This is a genomic window from Allomuricauda sp. CP2A (genome assembly GCF_001683915.1).
In the GTDB taxonomy this organism is placed as follows: Bacteria; Bacteroidota; Bacteroidia; order Flavobacteriales; family Flavobacteriaceae; genus Flagellimonas.
On sequence record NZ_LXTT01000088.1, the window covers coordinates 38261 to 60805 of the forward strand.

15 protein-coding genes are annotated in these 22545 nt (G+C 43.9%); 1 reads left to right on the forward strand and 14 read right to left on the reverse strand.

Going from position 1 to position 22545, the window contains the following annotated elements:
• Positions 1-73: 73 nt before the first annotated feature.
• From A7D14_RS10520 to A7D14_RS10540, 5 genes are all read right to left on the reverse strand, one after another.
• A complete protein-coding gene (locus A7D14_RS10520) occupies positions 74-1687 on the reverse strand; it encodes a M1 family metallopeptidase (protein WP_067033964.1) in 1614 nt (537 codons plus the stop codon).
• A gap of 50 nt (positions 1688-1737) precedes the next feature.
• Positions 1738-3072: a M28 family metallopeptidase gene (locus A7D14_RS10525; protein WP_067033966.1), complete on the reverse strand. Its 1335-nt coding sequence runs from the start codon at positions 3070-3072 to the stop codon at positions 1738-1740.
• Positions 3073-3081: 9 nt separating this feature from the next.
• Complete coding sequence (locus A7D14_RS10530; protein WP_067034051.1) at positions 3082-3585, reverse strand: VOC family protein; 504 nt, start codon at positions 3583-3585, stop codon at positions 3082-3084.
• 87 nt (positions 3586-3672) lie between these two features.
• A complete protein-coding gene (locus tag A7D14_RS19660) occupies positions 3673-4857 on the reverse strand; it encodes a nuclear transport factor 2 family protein (protein WP_083158058.1) in 1185 nt (394 codons plus the stop codon).
• Positions 4854-7064, reverse strand: a complete 2211-nt coding sequence (locus A7D14_RS10540) for a bifunctional alpha,alpha-trehalose-phosphate synthase (UDP-forming)/trehalose-phosphatase (protein WP_067033968.1) — start codon at positions 7062-7064, stop codon at positions 4854-4856. Before A7D14_RS10540 ends, A7D14_RS19660 begins: the two co-directional genes overlap by 4 nt.
• 102 nt (positions 7065-7166) lie before the next feature.
• Between A7D14_RS10540 and A7D14_RS10545 the strand changes: the two genes are divergently transcribed.
• Positions 7167-8969, forward strand: a complete 1803-nt coding sequence (locus tag A7D14_RS10545) for a glycoside hydrolase family 15 protein (RefSeq protein WP_067033969.1) — start codon at positions 7167-7169, stop codon at positions 8967-8969.
• 205 nt (positions 8970-9174) lie between these two features.
• On the opposite strand, the gene A7D14_RS10550 is transcribed toward A7D14_RS10545, so the two are convergent.
• The 9 genes from A7D14_RS10550 to purL form a co-directional block, all read right to left on the reverse strand.
• The gene (locus tag A7D14_RS10550; RefSeq protein WP_067033970.1) at positions 9175-10986 is read right to left on the reverse strand and encodes an acyl-CoA dehydrogenase family protein; all 1812 of its coding nucleotides are present in this window, start codon (positions 10984-10986) and stop codon (positions 9175-9177) included.
• 48 nt (positions 10987-11034) lie between these two features.
• Positions 11035-11391 carry a four helix bundle protein gene (locus tag A7D14_RS10555; RefSeq protein WP_067033971.1) on the reverse strand — a complete coding sequence of 119 codons (357 nt, stop codon included), beginning with the start codon at positions 11389-11391 and terminating at the stop codon, positions 11035-11037.
• A 45-nt stretch (positions 11392-11436) separates the two neighbouring features.
• A complete protein-coding gene (locus A7D14_RS10560) occupies positions 11437-12630 on the reverse strand; it encodes an acetyl-CoA C-acyltransferase (RefSeq protein WP_067033973.1) in 1194 nt (397 codons plus the stop codon).
• 74 nt (positions 12631-12704) lie between these two features.
• Positions 12705-13298, reverse strand: a complete 594-nt coding sequence (locus A7D14_RS10565) for a transposase (protein WP_255307436.1) — start codon at positions 13296-13298, stop codon at positions 12705-12707.
• On the reverse strand, positions 13229-15634 hold the full coding sequence (locus tag A7D14_RS10570; protein WP_067033977.1) for a 3-hydroxyacyl-CoA dehydrogenase/enoyl-CoA hydratase family protein: 2406 nt from the start codon (positions 15632-15634) through the stop codon (positions 13229-13231). The genes A7D14_RS10565 and A7D14_RS10570 overlap by 70 nt, the downstream gene beginning before the upstream one ends.
• A gap of 15 nt (positions 15635-15649) precedes the next feature.
• Positions 15650-16096: a MarR family winged helix-turn-helix transcriptional regulator gene (locus A7D14_RS10575; RefSeq protein ID WP_067033980.1), complete on the reverse strand. Its 447-nt coding sequence runs from the start codon at positions 16094-16096 to the stop codon at positions 15650-15652.
• A 135-nt stretch (positions 16097-16231) separates the two neighbouring features.
• A complete protein-coding gene (locus tag A7D14_RS10580; RefSeq protein WP_067033982.1) occupies positions 16232-18001 on the reverse strand; it encodes an AMP-dependent synthetase/ligase in 1770 nt (589 codons plus the stop codon).
• A 91-nt stretch (positions 18002-18092) separates the two neighbouring features.
• Positions 18093-18548, reverse strand: a complete 456-nt coding sequence (locus A7D14_RS10585) for a GNAT family N-acetyltransferase (protein ID WP_067033985.1) — start codon at positions 18546-18548, stop codon at positions 18093-18095.
• Positions 18529-22248, reverse strand: coding sequence for a phosphoribosylformylglycinamidine synthase (gene purL / locus A7D14_RS10590; protein WP_067033988.1), 3720 nt, complete (start codon positions 22246-22248; stop codon positions 18529-18531). The genes A7D14_RS10585 and purL overlap by 20 nt, the downstream gene beginning before the upstream one ends.
• Between the last annotated feature and the right edge of the window lie 297 nt (positions 22249-22545).

A 22545-nucleotide genomic window follows, 5' to 3' on the forward strand; every position in this document is an offset into this window, starting at 1 on the left:
ACCAAAAAAAGGGCCCGTTAATGCGGGCCCTTTTTATTTCGCTGAAGTGTTATTTTATTCAGGGTTTTGAAGGCTATTGTTTTTCGGTTTCAATGTAGAAATTCTCGTCAAAAACCATGTTGGCCCCGTTTAGCTTTTCAGTTTTCCATTCCGAATTGGGAAAAAGCCAGTGTTCCTTACCTTCCACAAATACACGAATGGGCATATCAAAATCCGCAACAACATCCACATAACGATAGGTAATGGAGTCACCTTCCACTTTATATTCCAATTTGGGAATCATGGTGGTCCGTAAAAATTGATTGAAGAAAGCCGTGAGGTCCTTTCCTGTTTTTTCACTGAGATAATCCTCTATTTGCTTTGTGGTCACGGTTTGATGGTAGAAATCGGCATTTAATCCCCTTAGGATTTTTCGCCAAAGGTCATCATCCTCAATAAGTTGACGTAAGGTGTGCAGCATATTGGCGCCTTTGTAGTACATATCCCCAGAACCACTGGTATTGACATCATACGGGCCAATAATGGGAATATCGTTCTGTATATTGGCTTTGGTACCGACCACATATTCGGAAGAGGCTTTTGTTCCAAAATGGTAATCCAAATACAGGTTTTCGGAATAGGCGGTAAATCCTTCATGAATCCACATGTCTGCAATATCCTTGTAGGTGATGTTGTTAGCAAACCACTCATGGCCCGCCTCATGGATGATGATAAAATCAAACTCAAGTCCCCAACCAGAACCAGATAGATCTCGACCCAAATACCCATTGGCGTATTGGTTTCCATAGGTGACCGAGCTCTGGTGCTCCATACCCAAATAGGGAACTTCCACCAATTTAAACCCATCTTCATAAAAAGGGTAGGGGCCAAACCAATATTCAAAGGCCTGAAGCATCATGGGCACCTGCACGAATTGTTTCTTGGCTTTCTCCAAATTTTCGGGAAGTACGTAATAGTCCAAATCCAACGTGCCTTTTTCACCTTCATATTTTTCACCAAAATGAACATAGTTTCCAATGTTTACGTTGACCCCATAATTATTGATGGGATTGGCAACAAACCAGTGATAGGTTTTGAAGTCCCCATCCTCAGTAACACCTTCCAGTTTTCCATTGGAAACATCCATCAAATCTTTGGGAACCGTTACATTGATGCGCATACTGTCCACCTCATCGTACATGTGGTCCTTGTTGGGCCACCAAACACTGGCACCCAATCCTTGGCAGGATGTGGCCACAAACGGATTGCCTTCCGAATCTTTTTTCCATGAGAAACCGCCATCCCATGGTGCCCGTACCGCTTTTCTAGGATTTCCGGAATACTGAATCTTGATTTCATTGAATTCCCCCGGCACCTGTTTTTTCTTTAGTTTGATAAAATGGGCAGCCCCTTCTGAGGTAAATTTCAATTTTTTGCCATCTTGGGTGATAGATGCTATCTGCATGGGCTCTTGCAGGTCGATTTGAAGCACATCTGAGGCCTCTAGGACTTTATATCTAACCACATTGTGCCCAGAAATAAACTCTTTCTCTGGTTCCACTTTCACATGCAGGTCGTAATAGTTCAAGTCCCACCATTCCCGTTCTGGGGTTATACTGCCCCTCAAGCTGTCTTGACGGGTAAAATTTTGGGCATTGGCAGTCAATATGCCCACTATAAATGATGCTGTAATAAGAAATTGTTTCATGTAGTATTAATAATGATGTTCATTTTTGATTGAATGATGATTGGCATTTTCTATCTAAAAACTTTGTTCGGGAAAACCACAGGACTCTCATGGCCGTCCTTGCCAACAGCCGCTACCCCAAAGAAAAAATTATCAATGACAATACCTTTTAAGGTATGTTCGGTCACATCGCCAACATATCTGAAATTGTCCCAAGTAGGTGAAGTGGTGTCCCGCCAGTAAATTTTATATCCTTCAGCACCATCCACTTTGCTCCATCTAAGCTTGGCGTTGGGTTCCACAACACCCCCTATTTCCACAGTTTCTGGGGCAGGGGGAGCCCAAGCTATGGAGGCCAGGTTAATGGCATTCACCGAAGTCAGTTTTTTGGCATATTCAAAGTTTACATGCTCCAAAACATCACCATACGCAATGCCATCCTCCACTCGAATGTCCTGATGCTGTTGGGTGTAGTTTTCATGGGCCTCCATGATTCGGATGCCGGCAAAACCTGCATCATTGAACGGTCTGTGGTGCCCTCCCCGGCCAAATCGGTCCAAACGGTAAATGAGCATGGGATTCATTTCGGGCATATAGGTTTTTGTGGTTTTGTAAACATATCGCGCCAATTGACGGGAGATGCCATCCACTTCACCACCGTAAAAGCGTCTTGCATTCCGTTCTTCCTCGGTTTCGGTTGGGGGAACAGGTTCAGAAAAAATTCGGAAATCACGGTTACTGACAACGCCATCCACCCCGGTGATGTTGCCTATCATATCGTTATTGAGAATCCCAACAATATCCCAATTGTTTTCCTTGGCATAAGCGGCCAATCCCTTACCACCGTAAAGCCCTTGTTCTTCTCCGGAAAGCCCAACAAAGATAATGCTGCTTTCAAAATCGTATTTGGATAATACTCGTGCAGCTTCGATGGTTCCTGCCATTCCACTGGCATTGTCATTGGCCCCGGGTGAATCTGAAGTATAGTTTGTGGGGTCGCTCACCCTGGAATCAATATCCCCACTCATAATAATAAACCGATTGGGGTATTTGGTGCCACGCTTAATGGCCACCACATTCACCACCCAAACATCCTTCACGATTCGGGCATTGTCACCTTTTTTGATCAAATCCTTTTGATAAAAAACCTCCAAGCAATCATTGCAGGCTGTGGAGATATTTTCAAACTCAGATTTTATCCAACGACGGGCCGCTCCAATTCCACGAGTTTGTGAAACGGTATCACTCAAAGTGTGCCTCGTACCAAAATTGGCCAGTTTGGTCACATCTTTTTCAATGCGCTCCGCAGATACGGAGTTGATGATATCGTACAAACGTGTATCCGTTTGTGCCTGGAGCACGGGAATGCTCGAAAGTACAAATAGCAGTATGTGAAATTTCTTCATGGGTACGGTTTAGTTTCCGATGAGTTCAATGAACAACCCATCGGGATCTTGGATTAGAATAAAAGTTTTTCCGTTGGGCAATTGCAAGGGAGTATCCCCCAAGGTTTTAATGTTGTTATCCTTGATGCGTTGCCATACACCCTCCGTTGATTTAAGGTAAATAGTTATGTATCGAAGGCCATTTTTGTCTTGTATGACGTTTCCGGCATCGACCTTTGGATTGCCAAAGGATGCCAATTTGAATTCTGTGGAATGCGGGTCATCAACAAGTTTTAGGATTTTCACATCATAGGGCGCACCTCCGGTCAAACCAGATTTTTTACCGAAAGATTCATCAATACTGAAACCTCCAGTTTCAACCATACCAATAATGTTGGTGTAAAAATCGTAAGAGGTGTCCATGTCCGATGCGATCATGGCAATGGAAATGGAAGGGTTTTCAACTTCGTTTTGGGCCTGACAAAGACTTAATGCCAGTACCATAAAAATCGGGGTTAGGAAAAGACGTTTCATTTTGTTGCGGTTTGAATAGTTATAGCGCATGAAAGTAGCAAAAAAGGGCCAAAGTAAAAACCCAATAGGCCTAATTGGGAATTACGTTCAATCAATAAAGGTCACCTTCACAATTTTGCCTTTTTCTACTTCGTAGATGGCCACGGCACTGATTTTTGAACCATTGACCGTAACGTATTCTTCATCAATTACCTTATTGCCAATGACAATCCTATTTTTGATTTCACAATATAAATCCGGAGTGCTTTTGAAAAAAGTTCTGTAGTGCTCCCTCATTTTTGCTTGACCTTCCAAAAAGAGGTTGTTGGGGTAATGGTAGAGTTTGATATTTTCTGAATAGGTTGCCATAAATGCTTCAATATCCCGTGCATTGTAGGCTTCAAGCTGTTTTTGAACAATGGTCCTTGGTGATTCCTCGGCCACAAAAGCCAACCGGGTTTTGGAGGTATTGATGGCGATTCGGGTAATATTGTTGATTTCTTCTTGCTCAAAACGGATAACGGGATCCCACGCAACCTCAGTCCGTATGTCATAGGTTAGAATGGATTTCCCAGAGCCCGTTACCAGCGTGTTCTTGTCCAACCAACAGACATCCTCTTCATTTTTATAGGTGTCCGTAATTTTTTTGGTAGCTCCTGACATAGGATTCAAGGATTTAATTTCCCAAGTTTTGTTTTCCTTGCTGATATAACTAACCAGATCTGTTCCCGGAATTTTGTGCAGTGACCTTCCCACATTCCTTTGTGAAGTGGTATTGGTGTTATCCTTAAGGTTGATCACCACCAAATCCATCCGATTTTCTCTCAAGACCGTGGCAACCAAAACATGATCGTTGTACCAAACGTGGTATCCTATTTTAAGATCTGAGATTGGAGTGGACTTTCCCGTTTTCAAATCATATTCGTATAAGCGTTGCAGTCCGTCCAAATCCAATCGAATGGCCGATATGGCATTCTTTCCCGGAATTTTAAGCGGTGAATATTCGCTTCCAATAGGGGTATTGGTCACCCATGACGTGGTACTGCCTTCATTGATGTTGAGGCGTAGAACATCGGTTTGGTCTTCCCTTGTAGAGGAAAATAACACGGTATCGTCGTCCAAAAATGAAGGCTGGTTGTCATACCCTTCGTTATTTGAGATATTTTTTGGATTGGACAAAACTGGATTTCCACTGTTCAGGCCAAGGTCAAAAAGATAGACCTCGGTATTTGCCTGCCCACTCATATGGAATACGGTGAAGAGGCACAACAGTGTAATTAATTTGGATGTCATGGTTTTGCAAACCGTTTTAAAAGTTCCCTTACCCTTTTGGTGTTTTCAACATGGTACTTGGCCTGGGTTTTTTTCAAACCCACTTTTACCGTAATGGCCGAATCCGGAAGATCTTGAAACATGAATTCATCGGTCCAATCATCGCCAATGGCAAACACAAAATCGTACTCATCTTCATTTAGCATCCGCGTAGCGGCCCGTCCTTTGTTCACGTTGCTGCTCTTTACTTCCATGACCTTGTTTCCATTGAGGACACTAATGTCATCATTACCGATCAAGCTTGTCAATACCGTGTTCAATTCAGTGGCTCTTTTATTCCCGAAATCCGGGTCCGTGTTTCTGTAATGCCAAGCCAGGGAATAGTTTTTTTCCTCAATAAAGGAGCCCGGGGTACGATCCACGAACGATTCCAAAACAGGACGTATTTTTTCCATCCATTCCCCTTTTACTTTTTCCAGCATCTTAAAATCCTCCCCATTCTTGGATATCCACACGCCGTGTTCCACTATCATATTGTACTTTTTAGGGAGAAACCATCGGCCAAAAGTCTGTTTGTCCCTTCCGCTTATTAAAAATAAGGTTGTGTTTTCCTGACTGTTCAGTTGATCCAAAAGTTCATACAATTCCTCATCGGGAGACGCTTTTTGGGGGTCTTTGTGGAATCCGGACAGCGTACCGTCATAATCCAAGAACAAGAGACGTTTAGAGGCCTCGGAGTATTCTTTGGCAATTTTCTTTAAACGATCCTCCGTAATTTTTTGGGAGATAAAGGCATGGCCCAGCTCCTTTTTTTGGTTCAAGGAATTCATAAATTCATTGGCCCAAACCTCCACATTGTACCGCTCCAAACGATTTTGCAGGAAGGTATTTCGAGATATTTGCTCCTCCACGGGCATGTTAATGGCCTGCTTCAGGGTATCGGCCTGTTCTTCAAAATTATTGGGATTGATCAAAAGAGCTTCGTTCATCTCATACGCAGAGCCTGCCATTTCACTTAAAATGAGGACCCCCGTCTTGTCCGTTCGCGTGGCGATGTACTCTTTGGCCACCAAGTTCATTCCATCACGCAGTGGTGTCAACCACGCAATATCACTGAAGGTGTACAGGTCGATGAGGTTTTCAAAAGGTAAGGAACGGTAAAAGTACCAAATGGGTGTCCAGTTTACCGTGGACAGTTCCCCATTGATGCGCCCAACCAGTTCATCTATCTCTTTTTTCAGCAATTGGTATTGGGGAACATTAGATCGGGAAGGAACGGCAAGAATGATCAGCCGTACCTTTTCCTTGTATTCTGGATATTTTTTCAGGAAATATTCAAAGGCATTGAGTCGCTTGGCGATACCCTTACTGTAATCCAATCGGTCTATGGAGAGAATCAGTTTTGTGTCCGGTGCCGAAGCCTTATGACTGTCCAATCGTTTTTGAAGGTCGCTCTGCCCGCCCTTTTTATTTTGATCATGGTACATGGCAGCCTCCTTGAACTTTTTATAGTCGATCCCCATGGGGAATGAATCCACCTTAATGATACGATTGTCCATAAAAATCTCATTGAAGCTGACTTCCAGCCCCAGAAGCCTTCGAGCCGAACTTAGAAAATGTCTTTCATAGTCATAGGTATGGAAACCGATGAGGTCTGAGCCCAACAATCCTTCCAAAATTTCTTCCCGCCATGGAATGGTCCTAAAAATTTCGTAGGAAGGAAATGGAATGTGCAAAAAGAATCCAATAGTAGTGTCCGGGCGTTTTTCCCGTACCATTTGCGGCACCAACATCAACTGGTAGTCATGCACCCAAATGGTATCGTCGTCGTCCGAGTTTTCAATAATGGCATCCGCGAATTTTTGGTTTACGGACTTGTACGTATCCCAAAATTCGAGTTCAAACTCCGAATATTCCAAAAAATAATGGAAAAGGGGCCATACCGTTCTGTTGCTAAAACCATAGTAGAAGCCATCAATTTCTTGGGCATTGAGTCCTACCTTGGAGCACCCATTTTTTTTAAGGGCCTCGTCAATATCACCCTCAAGTTCCGGGGGGATGTCTTCATCGGTAAGTCCAGACCATCCAATCCATAAACTTTCACCGCCACTGTGTACGGATTTCATACCTGTGGCCAGCCCACCCACACTTGGCACTGCATCAATACTTCCATTGTTAATTTGCAATTGAACGGGTAGTCGATTTGAGATTATGATAGTTTTGCCCATAAAAGGATGCTTTTGTCAGATTTTAGTTTTTTGTTTCTTTAAATTTCGGGAAATTCGGGCTTAAAACCAATTCATAAGAAACCTTTTGAGGAAAATTGACCTATGGACAACTTGAATTACGGAATTATTGGAAATTGTAGAACGGCCGCTTTGATTTCAAAAGCAGGTTCATTGGATTGGTGCTGTCTGCCCCAGTTTGACTCTGCCTCGGTCTTTGCGAAGATATTGGATGAAGAAAAAGGAGGCAGTTTTGGGTTCAAATTGGATGAAGGGTACAGTGTTCACCAAAAGTATCACCCCAACACGGCTATATTGATCACTCGTTTTTCCAACGGAGAGGATATCTTTGAAGTGCATGACTTTATGCCCAGGCATCACAAGCTCAATAATGGAAAATACAATGCCCCACCTGAAATTGTACGGTACATCAAATTTGTTTCTGGAAAACCAAAATTCAGTGTAAAGTACGACCCCAGACTTGAGTACGGACTTGGCCAGACCAAGCACTACGTGAAAAAGGATTTTATAGCGAGCCTTACCCATAAACAGAAATACGACACCTTATTTTTGTATACTTCCTTTGATAAAAATGCCATTTTGGATGGGAGTGAGATAACCCTTACCCAAGACGGCTACTTTTTGATTTGCTACAATGAAAAAATTTTGAAAGCCACCACCGATAAAATGGCCTTGGAACTGGAAAGGACCAAGGTATATTGGCTGGATTGGGCGGATAAAACCCCCAATTATCATCGATTTGGGGAGCAAATCATTAGAAGTGCCATTACCCTTAAGCTACTCACCTACGATAAAACAGGAGCCGTTTTGGCCGCGGCCACCACTTCTTTGCCAGAAACCATTGGCGAAGTGCGTAATTGGGACTATCGTTTCTGTTGGATCAGGGATGCTTCCATGGTTATAAAAGTGGTCTCTGAATTGGGCCACAAGAATTCAGCCAAACGATATTTGCAGTTTATTATTGATTTGATGCCCGATAAGGATGAAAAACTCCAGATCATGTATGGCATCAATAAGGAAAAGACCCTTACCGAGAAAACTTTGGACCATTTGGATGGGTACAAGGGTTCCAAACCTGTCCGGGTTGGGAATGCTGCTTATAAACAACGTCAAAATGACATTTACGGCATTTTGATGGATGTGATCTATGAACAGTTGATGAAATTCAGCACTGATATTGAAAATGGGGAAGAACTTTGGAGCATTACCAAGGGAATTGTCTGGATTGTGGGCAAACACTGGCAAGAGCCAGATAAAGGGATTTGGGAATTTAGAGGAGAGGACAAGCATTTCACCTTTTCCAAGGTGCTGTGCTGGGTGGCTCTGGACCGAGCCATAAAAGTGGCCAAAATTTTTGGAAAGACCCATAAAATTGAAAAATGGACCGCACTGGAACAGGAAATTAAGGAGGATATCCATAATAACGCTTGGAACAGCGATATCAATGCATTTGTACAGTGTTATGGTTCCCGACATTTGGACGCTTCGGTGCTGTTGATGGAATCCTACGGTTTTATCCATGCCAGAGACCCAAAATTTGTAAATACGGTACGTGCCATTGAGGAAGGTCTGAGCAATGATGGGCTGTTGTACCGTTATAAAAATGAAGATGATTTTGGGCTTCCTTCCTCATCTTTTACCATTTGTACCTTTTGGTTCATCAATAGTCTCTTTAAAATTGGGGAAGAGGAGAAAGCCTTGGAACATTTTGAGCGTTTGTTGAGCTACAGCAATCATTTGGGGCTTTTTAGTGAGGATATTGACTTTAAGACCAAGCGATTGTTGGGGAATTTCCCGCAGGCCTATTCGCATTTGGCTCTGATCGAGTGTGCCATCAACTTCTCCCGAAAACGAAGTGAGGAACGGATTTTGGAGTCGATAAGTTGACTTGGGTTCAATACAGAAAATTATGTCACCTCAAGCGCCCACCTGCCGGACGGTCAGGCAGTCGGGAGGTCTTTAACATGTGAAATTTCAATAAGGTCTCGACTGCGCTCGACCTGACATCAGTATATCATGTATTGAGGCAAACAAAAAAACCGCCTCAACAGAGACGGTTTCCAAAATTAGCTTTGTTTCAGCATTATTTGAATTAGTCGAAGGTATACCCATTATCCGCAGCTACCTTGTCCGCAATCTGGGTGCGGAGTGCCACAACGTTGGGTTGATTTGTATATTTCGTGAAACGTTTTAGTCCCATGAGCATCATGCGTTGTTCATCACCCTCAGTAAAGGAAACAATGGCTTCTTTTCCTTTTTGGCTGACGATATCCACGGCTCTGTACAAATAGAGTTTGGCCATGGCTATTTGAGCCGCTTGTGCATCCTCACCAAATCGTTTTGCATTTTTCTCGGCACGAAGGATGGTGGATTCTGCCAGATACACTTGAATCAAAATATCAGCAGCGGACATCAATAGCATTTGGTGCTCTTCCAAATCTGGGCCATATTTTTGAACGGCTTTACCAGCAATCATCAAGAACACTTTTTTCAAACGGGCAACCATATCTTTTTCCTCGGAAAGCAATGCCGAGAAATCTGGAGTATCAAAAGACGGAATGCCCATCAATTCCTCTCCAACGGCTGTGGCTGGCCCCAGTAAATCCACATGACCTTTCATGGCCTTTTTTACCAACATACCCACGGACAACATTCTGTTGATTTCGTTGGTTCCTTCATAAATCCTGGAAATACGGGCATCACGCCAAGCGGATTCCATGGGGGTATCGGCACTAAAGCCCATCCCTCCAAAAATTTGGATGCCTTCATCGGTGGTGTGTTGTACGTGTTCGGAAACGGCCACTTTTAATATGGAACATTCAATGGCATATTCCTCAACACCTTTAAGCTCTGCTTCTTGGTGGGAGTTGCCTCCGGCTTCGCGAATGGCTATCCTGTCCTCAATATTTTTGGCAGCTCGGTAACAGGCGGATTCATCCACATAGGCATTGGTGGCCATATCGGCAATCTTAGCTTTGATGGCACCAAAGTTTATGATGGGCGTTTTGAATTGCACCCGTTCATTGGCATATTTGGTCGCCTCATTAAGGACACGTCTTTGTGCCTCCAAACAGGCCGCAGCCAATTTGATTCTACCAATGTTGAGGGCGTTCATGGCAATTTTGAAACCATTACCTCGCTCAGACAGCATATTTTCGACAGGAACTTTCGTCTCGTTGAAGAATACCTGACGGGTAGAGGAGGAGTGGATGCCCAGTTTCTTTTCTTCATCCCCAAAGGAAATGCCATTTTCCGGGTCGTTTTCAACGATAAATCCGGTGATGTATTTATCATCTTCGATTCGGGCAAAAACAATGAACATATTGCAGAATCCTGCGTTGGAAATCCACATTTTCTGTCCCGTGATGCTGTAGTATTTTCCATCTTCGGAGAGAACGGCCTTGGTCTTCCCTGAATTGGCATCGGAACCCGCTCCTGGTTCTGTCAAACAGTAGGCACCAAACCATTCGCCCGAAGCCAGTTTTGGAACATATTTTTGTTTTTGCTCCTCAGTCCCATACAGGGTGATGGGCATAGTCCCAATCCCTGTGTGCGCGCCAAACGCCGTACTAAACGAACCCGTGGCCCCTGAAATATAGTCACATACCAGCATGGTGGAGACAAATCCCATTCCCATTCCGCCATAAGCTTCAGGAACCGCAACACTCAAAAGCCCCAGTTCACCAGCTTTTCGCATACATTCTTCGGTATAGGCGTAGTCTTTTTTCTCAAAACGTTCCCAGTGCGCCCAAAGCTCCCGATCTACAAATTCCTTGGTGCTTTCACGCATCATTTTTTGTTCTTCGTTGAGGTCTTCCAATGTGAAAATGTCCTCACAATTGGTTTCCTTGACCAAAAATTGGCCACCTCTCAATATGTCTTTGTTTGTTGTTTCTGTGCTCATGTTTTTATTGTTTTAGAGAAAAGAAAATAGAATAGAGACAAGAGATTTTTATTCAAGGTTGTTTTGAAACCCCATGGTCATTCTTTGCCACTCCTCTATTTTATTTTCAAGAAGTTTCAAAGTTTCACCATCGATATAATTTCTATGGTTCGCTACTAAAAGCTGGGTACCCAATTCAAAGGAAGAACCAAGCGAATAATCAATGAAAATCTTGAATGACTTATCTGTTCTGGCTGAACCTTCGGCAATATTACTTGGTATAGAAATCGAACATCTGCTCAACTGGGAGCATAAGTCATATCTTTCATGCTTTGGAAATTTCATCAGAACATCAGAAATATTATTGGCAATATCAAGGCCAAGTTGCCATATTTTCAAGTTTTTATAGTTATGCCTTTTTGCCATTTTGATAAGTCTTTTTTCTTTACTCTCTAATCTATTTTCTGAAGTTTAGTTAAAGAATTCAAATATCCCTGCCGCTCCTTGACCTGTTCCCACGCACATGGTTACCATTCCATATTTTCCTTTCATATTGCGTTTTCGCATTTCATCAAAAAGTTGGACGGATAGCTTAGCTCCGGTACACCCCAATGGATGGCCCAAAGCGATGGCTCCGCCATTTACATTGACCATTTCCGGGTCCAAGCCCAATTCACGGATAACGGCCAAGGATTGCGAAGCAAAGGCCTCGTTCAATTCAATGAGTTCCACATCGTTTTGCTTCATTCCAGCTTGCTTCAATGCCTTTGGAATGGCTTTTACCGGGCCGATTCCCATGATTCGTGGTTCAACTCCGGCTGCAGCATAGTTGATCAAACGGGCAATGGGTTCCAGATTCAATTCCTTCACCATTTCTTCGCTCATCACCAACACAAATGCTGCTCCATCACTCATTTGTGATGAGTTACCGGCCGTAACGCTGCCACCTTCAGCAAAAACGGGTCTCAATTTGTTCAAAGTGGGGATGTTGGTACCCTTTCTTGGTCCTTCGTCCTTGTTGACGGTATAGCTCTTGGTCTCTTTTTTACCAGCTTCGTTCACAAAGGTGTGTTCTACCTCAATGGGAACGATTTGGTCCTGAAATCGATTTTCCTCTTGGGCCTTCAATGCTTTCATGTGGGAATTATAGGCAAACACATCCTGATCCTCACGCGAAACCTTGAATTGTTTGGCCACAGCCTCTGCGGTAAGGCCCATACCCCAATAATAATCTTCATGACCTTCCTTGGCCGTGGCATAATCCGGGGTGGGCTTGTAGCCACCCATGGGAATGTAACTCATGCTCTCGGCACCGCCAGCAATGATGCAATCTGCCATTCCAGATTGAATTTTTGCAGTAGCAATGCCAATGGTCTCCAATCCAGAGGCACAATAACGATTGACCGTTACCCCGGGAACATCTTCGATGTCCAATCCCATTAGGGAAATGAGTCGGGCCATATTCAGGCCTTGCTCGGCTTCTGGCATGGCGTTCCCCACAATGACATCATCAATGCGTTTTTTATCGAGTTGGGGCAATTCCTTCATCATGTATTCGATGGTCTCAGCTGCCAGTTCATCCGGTCTTTTGAATCGGAACAAACCTCGTGGAGCTTTCCCCACTGCGGTTCTGTATGCTTTTACGATATATGCAGTCTTGCTCATAATTATATTTTTAGTTTCTGATTAGTTGAGCCGCAATATTTTGCGGCTTTCCAATTCAGCTGGTTGTTGAGGTTTTAACTATTCACCCAGTTTTTGGGGTTGTCTATGATATAGTTTTCAATACGTTTGTATTCAAAAGGGTTTCTTATTATATGATCGTGATACCTACTTTGCCAAGTAAAGTTTGAAACAGTCTTACGAGCGCTTTTCGTTACGCCTATTTTATAACCTCGGATAACTGATGCGAGGTTTTTTGATTGCGGCCCAAAAGTGTTGGTTGAGTATTGTTTTTCTGATTTATCAACCTTCTTCTTTTTATTGATGTTCAGTATGCCATGTACGTGGTCGGGCATAATAACAAAGGCACCAAGATTGACAAATGGAAAATGATTTGGGATTTCTTCCCAACAATGTTGAGCTATTTTTCCAATATTTGACAAGTTCATTTTTCCTTTGCTTATAATTCCAAAAAAACGTTCTCTATTAAGCGTGTTTAGTGTAATAAAGTAAGTCCCGTTTTGACTATAGTCCCACCATTTGGCTCGGGTTGTATCGATTCGGTATTTACCTTTATATTTTTTAGCCATATGTCCAAAATCTAATTTCTTAGTGGTTTCCCTGTTTTCAACATATGTTGAATGCGTTCCAAAGTCTTTCGTTCTGTACATAGCGAAAGGAATGCTTCGCGCTCCAAATCCAACAAGTATTGTTCTGAAACGTAATTAGCTTCCGAGAGGTCTCCACCGGCCATGACATAGGCCAGTTTGTTCGCTATTTTCTTGTCATGTTCCGAAATATAGTGACCCGCTTCCATGGAATCGGTTCCTACCAAGAACATTCCTAGCGCTTGTTTACCAAGGACTTTCACGTCTTTTCGTTGTATGGGTTTGGTGTATCCTGCTTCTGCCATTAATTGGGCATAAGCCTTGGCGGTAGCAATTTGACGGTCTTTATTCACGACCACTACATCTTTTCCTTTCTGGAGTATGCCCAAATCGAAGGCTTCATAAGCCGAAGTGGACACTTTTGCCATACCGATGGTGAGGAAGTACTCTTGCAGCACATTCAGTTCCACATCATTTTTCCTGAAAGTATCGGATGCCCGAAGCGTCATTTCCTTGGAACCACCGCCACCGGGAATGACCCCAACGCCAAACTCCACCAATCCAATATAGGTTTCTGCGGCTGCGACCACTTTGTCGGCATGCATGGAAAGCTCACAACCACCCCCCAGGCACATGCCATGTGGTGCTGAAATGGTGGGGATGGAGGAATACCGCATTCGCATCATGGTGTCCTGAAAATATTTTATGGCCATGTTCAGTTCGTCATATTCCTGTTCCACGGCCATCATGAATATCATACCAATATTGGCTCCAACAGAGAAATTGGCAGCTTGGTTTCCGACCACCAATCCTTGAAAATCCTTTTCGGCCAAATCAACGGCTTTGTTCAATCCGGCGAGGACATCACCGCCAATGGTATTCATTTTGGATTGGAATTCACAGTTCAAAATTCCATCGCCCAAGTCCTCGATGACCACACCACTATTCTTAAATACTTCTTTGGATTTACGGATGTTGTCCAAAATGATAAAGGCATCCTGCCCTGGAACTTTTTCCATGGCCTTTGTGGGGATGTCATAAAAATAAGTGGCCCCGTCTTTCACGGAATAGAATGAATCAATCCCAGCTGCTTTCATTTCGGCCACCCAAGGGGCAGCTTCCAATCCTTCGGCTTTGATGAATTCCAAACCTTTTTCCAGTCCTACGGCATCCCAAATCTGGAATGGGCCGTGTTCCCATCCAAATCCGGCTTTCATGGCATCATCAATTTTGTAAAGCTCATCCGTGATTTCGGGAATACGATGGGTGACGTAGGCAAACAATGCTCCAAAACTTTTTCGGTAAAATTCACCGGCCTTGTCCTTGCCATCCACCAACACCGGAAACCTATCAATGACTTTATCAATGGTCTTGGTAAGCTCCAAAGTGGCAAATTTTGCACTTTTTTTGGCGCGATAATTCATCGTGTCCAAATCCAACGTTAGGATTTCGCTCTTGCCATCGTCGCCCTGTACTTTTTTGTAGAAACCTTGCCCAGACTTGCTCCCCAACCACTTGTTGTCCACCATGGTTTTGATGAAATCAGGCAATTGGAAGACTTCGTGGCGTTCATCGTTCGTGCAATTTTCACTGATGCCATTGGCAACATGCACCAAAGTGTCCAACCCCACTACATCCACAGTACGGAACGTAGCCGATTTCGGTCTGCCAATGACAGGTCCGGTAAGTTTATCAATTTCCTCAACGGTCATTCCCAAATCCTTCACAGCATGGAAAAGGCTCTGAATACTGAAAATCCCGATTCGATTCCCAATAAAGGCCGGGGTGTCCTTGGCCAACACGGAAGTTTTGCCCAAATACTGTTCGCCGTAGCGGTTCAGGAATTCCAATACTTCCGGGGACGTTTCAGGTCCGGGGATAATTTCAAAAAGCTTTAGATACCGTGGCGGGTTAAAAAAGTGGGTTCCGCAGAAATGTTCCTTGAAATCCAAGCTTCGCCCTTCGCTCATAAACTTAATGGGAATACCGGAGGTATTGGAAGTAATGAGGGTGCCGGGCGTTCTATGTTTTTCCAAGTTTTCCAAAACTTGTTTTTTAATGTCCAACCGTTCCACGACCACCTCAATAATCCAGTCCACTTCGGAAACTTTGGAAATGTCATCTTCCAGATTTCCGGTAGTGATTCGGTTTGCAAATTTTTGATGGTAAATAGGGGAGGGTTTTGATTTTAGTGCTGTGGCCAAGGCGTCGTTCACCAATCGGTTTCGAACAACTTTGTCCTCCAAGGTCAGCCCTTTGGCCTTTTCCTTGTCGTTGAGTTCCCTTGGTACAATATCCAGCAATAAAACCTCGACCCCGATATTGGCAAAATGGCATGCAATGCCACTTCCCATGATACCAGAACCGATAACGGCAACTTTGTTGATATGCCTTTTCATTGATGTATGTTTGTTTTAATTAGTTGTTTTTATGTAAACTTTCTTATCTGAAATCAGTTTGTTGATGATATCCACAGTCTTAAAAAAACCGGATAAATCCTCTTCGGAAACGTGTTCTTTGACCACTTCATTAAAGCGAAGCACAACGTCCTTGGATTCCTTTCTTTTTTCCAGACCCAGGGCGGTGAGGTGAATCAATACCCCCCTGCCATCTTTGGGGTTTGGTTTTCGTTGGATAAATCCCTTTTCCTCAATATTTTTTAAGATCCTGGATAAACTTGTGGACTCCATTCCCATTTTGGGCCCCAACGCAGTACTTGGAGTGCCTTGCTTTGGGTCAATGCTCAAGAGCGTAAAGCCAATGGCCATGGTAACTCCGTAATTCTTGGCCTCTTCATTGTACATTTTGCTGACGGCTTGCCATGTGGCTCTCAAAGCATAATCAATGGTCAAATCTTTCATGGAACAGGTTTGGTGTTTTCAAATATAGGAAATTTTATTATGCATGCATAATAAATTACAACAAAATACCCTATGAAAGTTAAGTAGGTTAGATTGTTACTTTAGGCTTATGATTTTAGAATGCCATTGGGAATATCAATGCCCATAAATGTCGTTGTAAAGGTCTAAATATTTCTCCTTCACAATTTTCCGCTTTAGCTTCATGGTAGGGGTAAGGTGTCCCTCTTCCACGCTCCAAGTATCTGGGGTCAACCGAAACTGTTTTACTTTTTCCCATTTGGCAAAGTCCTCATTGGAGAGGTCCACTTCTTCCTGAAAACGGGCTATGACCTTTTCATTTTTGACCAAATCCGAGTTTTCTCCAATCGCAACCCGATGTCTTTTGGCCCACTCACGAACAAAGTCAAAATTAGGCTGAATCAAAGCGGCGGGCATTTTTTCACCTTCGCCTATAACCATGATCTGTTCAATAAAACGGGATTGCTTGAATCGGTTTTCCAATAATTGGGGGGCGACATATTTGCCGCCCGAGGTTTTGAACATCTCTTTTTTACGGTCGGTAATCTTAAGGAAACCGTCTGCATCCACTTCACCAATATCACCGGTATGGAAATAATCCCCCGTCATGACCTCTGCCGTTTTTTCCGGGTCTTTGTAGTAGCCCATCATTACATTGGGGCCTTTGCAAAGGATTTCCCCATCTTCGGCAATCTTCACTTCCACATCGTCAATGATTCTACCCACCGTACCTATTTTCCAACCTTTATTGCGTTGGTCATTAACCGAAATCACGGGTGAAGTTTCGGTAAGGCCATACCCTTCCATGACAGGCATGTCAGCGGCCGCAAAAACCCGTGCCAATCTTGGTTGAAGGGCAGCACTACCGGACACCATACACGAAAGATTTCCACCAAGGCCAGCTTGCCACTTGCTAAAAATCAATTTTCGGGCAATGCCCAATTGAAATTTGTACCACCAACCGTTGGCATCATAAGGCTCAAATTTGAGTCCAAGTTCAACGGCCCAAAAGAAAAGCTTTTTTTTAATGCCTTTCTGCTGGGCACCTTTGGCGATAATGGCATCATATACCTTTTCCAGCAATCGTGGAACCACGGTCATCACATCTGGTTTGACTTCCTTGATGTTGTCGCTGATTTTGTCCAATCCCTCGGCAAAATGGATCTCGATACCACAATATTGATAGAGGTACAATATCATTCGCTCAAAAATGTGGCAAACGGGAAGGAAACTAAGTGCGGTTCCTCCCGCCTCAAAAGGTACGCGAACTTCACTGGCAATGACATTGGATACAATATTATTATGTGACAGCATTACGCCCTTTGGCCTTCCTGTCGTCCCCGAAGTGTATATCAAGGTGGCCAAATCCATGGGGTTCACCTCGGCTTTCAACTTCTCCACTTCATCTTGGTTGGAATCATCTGCCCCGAGTTCCAAAACTTCTGTCCAATTTTTGCAATTTTTCAGTTCATCAAAGGAGTAGATTTCCTCCAAATTGGTGAGATTGGAGCTTATGGCCAGTACCTTTTCCAATACCTCTTCGCAGGAAACGAAACAATACTTTGCCTCAGAATGATTTAAAATGTATTCATAATCCTCTTCCGAAATAGTGGGATAAATGGGCACGTTTTGCGCTCCCAATTGCAAGATGCCGATGTCCACAATGTTCCATTCGGTGCGGTTGGTCATGGAGATGACCGCAATTTTGTCATTGGGTTTTACGCCCATCCGCAGAAGGGCGCGGCTCACCGCATTGGCTTTATCAATATATTCCTTTGTTGAGGTTGCTACCCATTGGCCGTTTTTTTTGGTGACCAATGCCTTTTCGAGGGGGAGTTTTTCCATTTGGTAGTATGGAAAATCGAATAATCGGGTAACTTTTTGCATAGTAAGTTTCTGTAAAGTAATTGCAAAATAGGGAAAGGAAACGGTATTTTAAAACGAGTTATTTAAAAAAAGGCATAAATAGCTGCCAATTTTACACAAAATGTAATTTCATGCCTTCATGGGAATCAGTAAACCCCAATGATTTGTAAAATGCCACCGCCTCAGGTCGTTTTTTGTCCGTGGTGAGTTGTACCACATGGGCACCTTTTTCTTCTGATTTGGCTATGGCCCATTGGAATAATTTTTTCCCTATCCCTTTTCCCCGATAGGCTTCATGGACTCTCACGGCCTCTATCTGTGCCCGAATCCCTCCTTGGTAGGTAAGGTATTGAATGAAGCTCAATTGCAGCGTTCCAATGACCCGGCCATCCTCATTTTCTATAACAACCAATTCTTGGTTGGGGTCTTTGCGTATATTTTCAAATGCGTGATAATATGTATCGGGAAGAGGGTCTCTATAATCTTCCCGAAGCCTTCCCAGCTTGTCATTGGCCAGCATTTGCACTATGGCAGGAACGTCTTCTTTTTTAGCTTTCCGAATTTTCATGGTTTGTTTTTTCCACCCATTCCCTCGCATTCACAAAAGCCTGTAGCCAGGGAGAAACCACATCGTTTCTATCCTTTGGATAGTGGGCCCAGTTCCATGGGAAAGTGGACCGCTCTATATGCGGCATGGTCACCAAGTGCCTACCCGTTTTGTCGCAGAGCATGGCGGTATTGTAATCACTTCCATTGGGATTGGCAGGGTAGCCTTCATAGCCATATTTGGCCACAATGTCATATTCATTTTCAGCATGTGGAAGACTAAATTTGCCCTCACCATGTGAAATCCAGACCCCAAGTGTGGTGCCAGCCATGTTGGAGAGCATCACGGAATTGTTTTTTTGAATTTTCACCGAAGTAAAACCACTTTCGTGCTTGTGGGAATCATTATACGTTAGTCTGCCGTGGGTTTCATGTTCTGGATTGATCAAATCCAGCTCCATAAATAATTGACAACCATTGCAAATACCTATGGATAAGGTATCGGGACGGGCGAAAAAGTCCTTTAGTGCCTTGTTGGCCTTTTCATTGTACTTAAAAGCTCCGGCCCAACCTTTGGCACTTCCGAGAACATCGGAATTGGAGAAACCACCCACAGCACCAATAAATTGAATGTCCTCCAAGGTTTCCCGGCCTGTGATAAGGTCGGTCATGTGCACATCCTTCACATCAAAACCTGCCAAGTACATGGCGTTGGCCATTTCCCGTTCGGAATTGCTTCCTTTTTCACGGAGGATGGCGGCTTTTGGTCTGTCAGTACCTCTCGACTGCGCTCGAGGTGACAATTTACCATCAAAATCTTTCGGAAAAACATAATCCAATGCCTGATTCTTGTAATTGGCATACCGCTCCTTGGCCAAACCGTTGGCGGTCTGTTTGTTGTCCAACAGAAAGGAGGTTTTGAACCAGGTATCTCGGAGTGAAGCAATGTTCAACCCGACTTCCACCCCGTTATTTTTGATTTTCAAGGTGCTTTCCGAAGTGACACTTCCGATTTTATGGAAGTCAACACCAGCATCTTTCAATATTTTTTCTATGGAAACATCCTTGGCTTGAAAAACAAGCCCGGCGTTTTCTGAAAACAACAATTTGATGCTGTCCGATTCCCCGATGGGGGTCAAATCCAATTTCGCACCCAAATCATTATCTGCAAAGCAGAGTTCCAAAAGGGTGGTGATCAATCCACCCGAAGCCACATCGTGACCTGCCAAAATCTGGTCGTTCTTGATGAGTTTCTGAAGGGTGTTGAAAACCGTCTTTACATAATCGGCATCCAAAACTGAAGGGGCTTCATCCCCGATACCATTTAGTATTTGGGCAAAAGATGAGCCACCCAGCTTGTGGTCGTCCTTTGATATGTTGATGTAGTAGATGTCCCCGCCATCTTTTTGCAATACGGGTTCCACAACTTTGGTGATATCATTGCAATTCCCAGCTGCAGAAATGATCACGGTTCCCGGTGACAGCACCTCATCATCCTTGTATTTTTGTTTCATGGAAAGCGAGTCCTTTCCGGTGGGCACGTTGATGCCCAGTTCAATCACAAAATCCGATAGCGACTCCACAGCCTTGTACAAACGGGCATCTTCACCTTCGTTACGGCAGGGCCACATCCAGTTAGCAGATAGGGAAACGGACTTTAAACCGTCCTTCAAAGGGGCCCAAACCATATTGGTCAAGGATTCGGTGACACTGTTTCGGCTTCCAGCAACAGGATCAATCAGGGCTGAAATGGGGGAGTGTCCAATCGTGGTGGCAACACCCTCTTTTCCTTTAAAATCCAAGGCCATCACTCCACAGTTGTTCAAGGGCAATTGCAGTGGTCCCGCACATTGTTGTTTGGCCACATGTCCACCCACGCAGCGATCCACTTTGTTGGTCAACCAATCCTTGCAGGCCACGGCTTCCAATTGCAGCACTTGCTCCAGATAATCATGGAAATGCTCCAACGCATAGGAGAGGGAAGGATAGGTCTGCTGTGTGGATTTGTCATCCATAATGGTCTTGGGAGAGCTTCCAAACATATCCGAAAGTTCCAAATCCATCGGTTTTTCACCAGATTTCTGAGATTCAAAGGTGAATTTATGGTTACCAGTGACTTCACCCACATTGTACATGGGCGAACGTTCACGGGCCGCTACGCGATCCAATAAATCCAAATCTTTTTCGCCAATCACCAATCCCATGCGTTCTTGGGATTCGTTCCCGATCAATTCTTTTTTGGAAAGGGTGGGGTCCCCAATGGGCAATTTGTCCGTATTGATATTTCCTCCGGTCTCTTCTACCAATTCCGAAAGACAGTTGAGGTGTCCACCAGCACCGTGATCGTGGATGGACACAATGGGGTTATCATGACTTTCCAAGAGTCCACGAATGGCATTGGAGGCCCGTTTCTGCATTTCTGGGTTGGAACGTTGCACGGCATTCAGTTCTATTGCGGAACTGAATTCTCCTGTATCGGCACTGGAAACCGCTGCACCACCCATTCCGATCCGGTAATTATCACCACCCAGAACGACTATTCTGTCTCCTTTTTTGGGTGTATCCTTTAAAGCTTGGTCTGTTTTTCCATAGCCAATACCTCCGGCCATCATAATCACCTTGTCGAAGCCCAGTTTTCGAGGTGTCATATCGAACACAGCAGAGATGTTTTTAGATTCATCATGCTCAAAAGTGAGTACAGAACCCGCAATAAGTGGCTGCCCAAATTTGTTTCCAAAATCGGATGCACCGTTGGAGGCCTTGATCAAAATATCCATTGGGGTTTGGTACAGCCAATCCCTTTCTTTCATTCCTTTCTCCCAGGGACGGTTTTCCTCAAGTCGGGAATAGGAAGTCATATATACTGCCGTTCCTGCCAAGGGCAATGATCCTTTTCCACCCGCCAAACGGTCACGGATTTCCCCTCCGGAACCTGTTGCTGCCCCGTTAAAGGGCTCCACGGTGGTGGGGAAGTTGTGGGTTTCGGCCTTCAAGGATAAGACCGAATCAAATTCTTTTTCCTCGTAAAAATCGGGTTGGTCTGCACTTTTTGGGGCAAACTGCATCGCTTTAGGGCCTTTGATGAAGGCCACATTGTCTTTATAGGCCGAAACAATATCATTTGGGTTGGCTTCAGATGTCTTTTTGATGAGCTTGAACAGGGAAGAAGGCATCTCTTGCCCATCAATGATAAAAGTACCGTTGAAAATTTTATGACGGCAGTGCTCCGAATTCACCTGACTAAAGCCGAACACTTCCGAATCGGTCAACTTGCGATTTAGTTTTTTGGAAAGATCCTCAAGGTAATCCACTTCTTCATCACTCAAAGCAAGCCCCTCTTTTTGGTTGTAGGCGGCAATGTCCTCAATCTCCAAAACGGGCTCGGGGACGATGTTGATGGTATAAATATCCTGACCCAACCCCTTGTATTTTTGCTTTAGCATGGGGTCGTAATCCGTGTAGTCCTCCGAAACGGCATGGAATTCCTCAATTCGAAGGATTCCTGTAATCCCCATGTTTTGGGTAATCTCGGTGGCGTTGGTACTCCATGGGGTAATCATGGCCGCACGTGGCCCAACAAAAAAGGCGTCGAGTGACGCCGCTTCTATCTTGGGTTGGTTGCCGAACAACCATGTTAACTTTTCATTATCTTCCTTATTGATTTCCTGAGTAGTCTGGACGGCAAAAACCTTGGTAGCCTTGTCCCCAAAAAAATGGATCATACAATCTTTGCGTTGAACGGTTTAAGAAAGTGCAAATTTACGATTTTGGGCTGGATTTTATGATTTTCAATGATAGAGTTTTGAACCATATATGTTGATAGTTGATTTATCAACTGAAAACCATCATGGATGAATTCATCATGTGGGTGACAAGTTGGTTTTACTAGCTTTAAAAACATTTACTTGCACTCAAAATGAAAGAGAAAAGAAAGGAAACCATCAAGCACTTGCTCATTTTTGCTACATTTTTATCAATCCTATTGATTTTGGTGAGCATTTTGAACGAGGGAGACTGGA

Bases quoted from the DNA above. Each gene is read 5' to 3' on its own strand.
- A7D14_RS10520 (WP_067033964.1), bottom strand. From the start codon at position 1,687: ATGAAACAATTTCTTATTACAGCATCATTTATAGTGGGCATATTGACT.
- A7D14_RS10525 (WP_067033966.1), bottom strand. From the start codon at position 3,072: ATGAAGAAATTTCACATACTGCTATTTGTACTTTCGAGCATTCCCGTG.
- A7D14_RS10530 (WP_067034051.1), bottom strand. From the start codon at position 3,585: ATGAAACGTCTTTTCCTAACCCCGATTTTTATGGTACTGGCATTAAGT.
- A7D14_RS19660 (WP_083158058.1), bottom strand. From the start codon at position 4,857: ATGACATCCAAATTAATTACACTGTTGTGCCTCTTCACCGTATTCCAT.
- A7D14_RS10540 (WP_067033968.1), bottom strand. From the start codon at position 7,064: ATGGGCAAAACTATCATAATCTCAAATCGACTACCCGTTCAATTGCAA.
- A7D14_RS10545 (WP_067033969.1), top strand. From the start codon at position 7,167: ATGGACAACTTGAATTACGGAATTATTGGAAATTGTAGAACGGCCGCT.
- A7D14_RS10550 (WP_067033970.1), bottom strand. From the start codon at position 10,986: ATGAGCACAGAAACAACAAACAAAGACATATTGAGAGGTGGCCAATTT.
- A7D14_RS10555 (WP_067033971.1), bottom strand. From the start codon at position 11,391: ATGGCAAAAAGGCATAACTATAAAAACTTGAAAATATGGCAACTTGGC.
- A7D14_RS10560 (WP_067033973.1), bottom strand. From the start codon at position 12,630: ATGAGCAAGACTGCATATATCGTAAAAGCATACAGAACCGCAGTGGGG.
- A7D14_RS10565 (WP_255307436.1), bottom strand. From the start codon at position 13,298: ATGTACAGAACGAAAGACTTTGGAACGCATTCAACATATGTTGAAAAC.
- A7D14_RS10570 (WP_067033977.1), bottom strand. From the start codon at position 15,634: ATGAAAAGGCATATCAACAAAGTTGCCGTTATCGGTTCTGGTATCATG.
- A7D14_RS10575 (WP_067033980.1), bottom strand. From the start codon at position 16,096: ATGAAAGATTTGACCATTGATTATGCTTTGAGAGCCACATGGCAAGCC.
- A7D14_RS10580 (WP_067033982.1), bottom strand. From the start codon at position 18,001: ATGCAAAAAGTTACCCGATTATTCGATTTTCCATACTACCAAATGGAA.
- A7D14_RS10585 (WP_067033985.1), bottom strand. From the start codon at position 18,548: ATGAAAATTCGGAAAGCTAAAAAAGAAGACGTTCCTGCCATAGTGCAA.
- purL (WP_067033988.1), bottom strand. From the start codon at position 22,248: ATGATCCATTTTTTTGGGGACAAGGCTACCAAGGTTTTTGCCGTCCAG.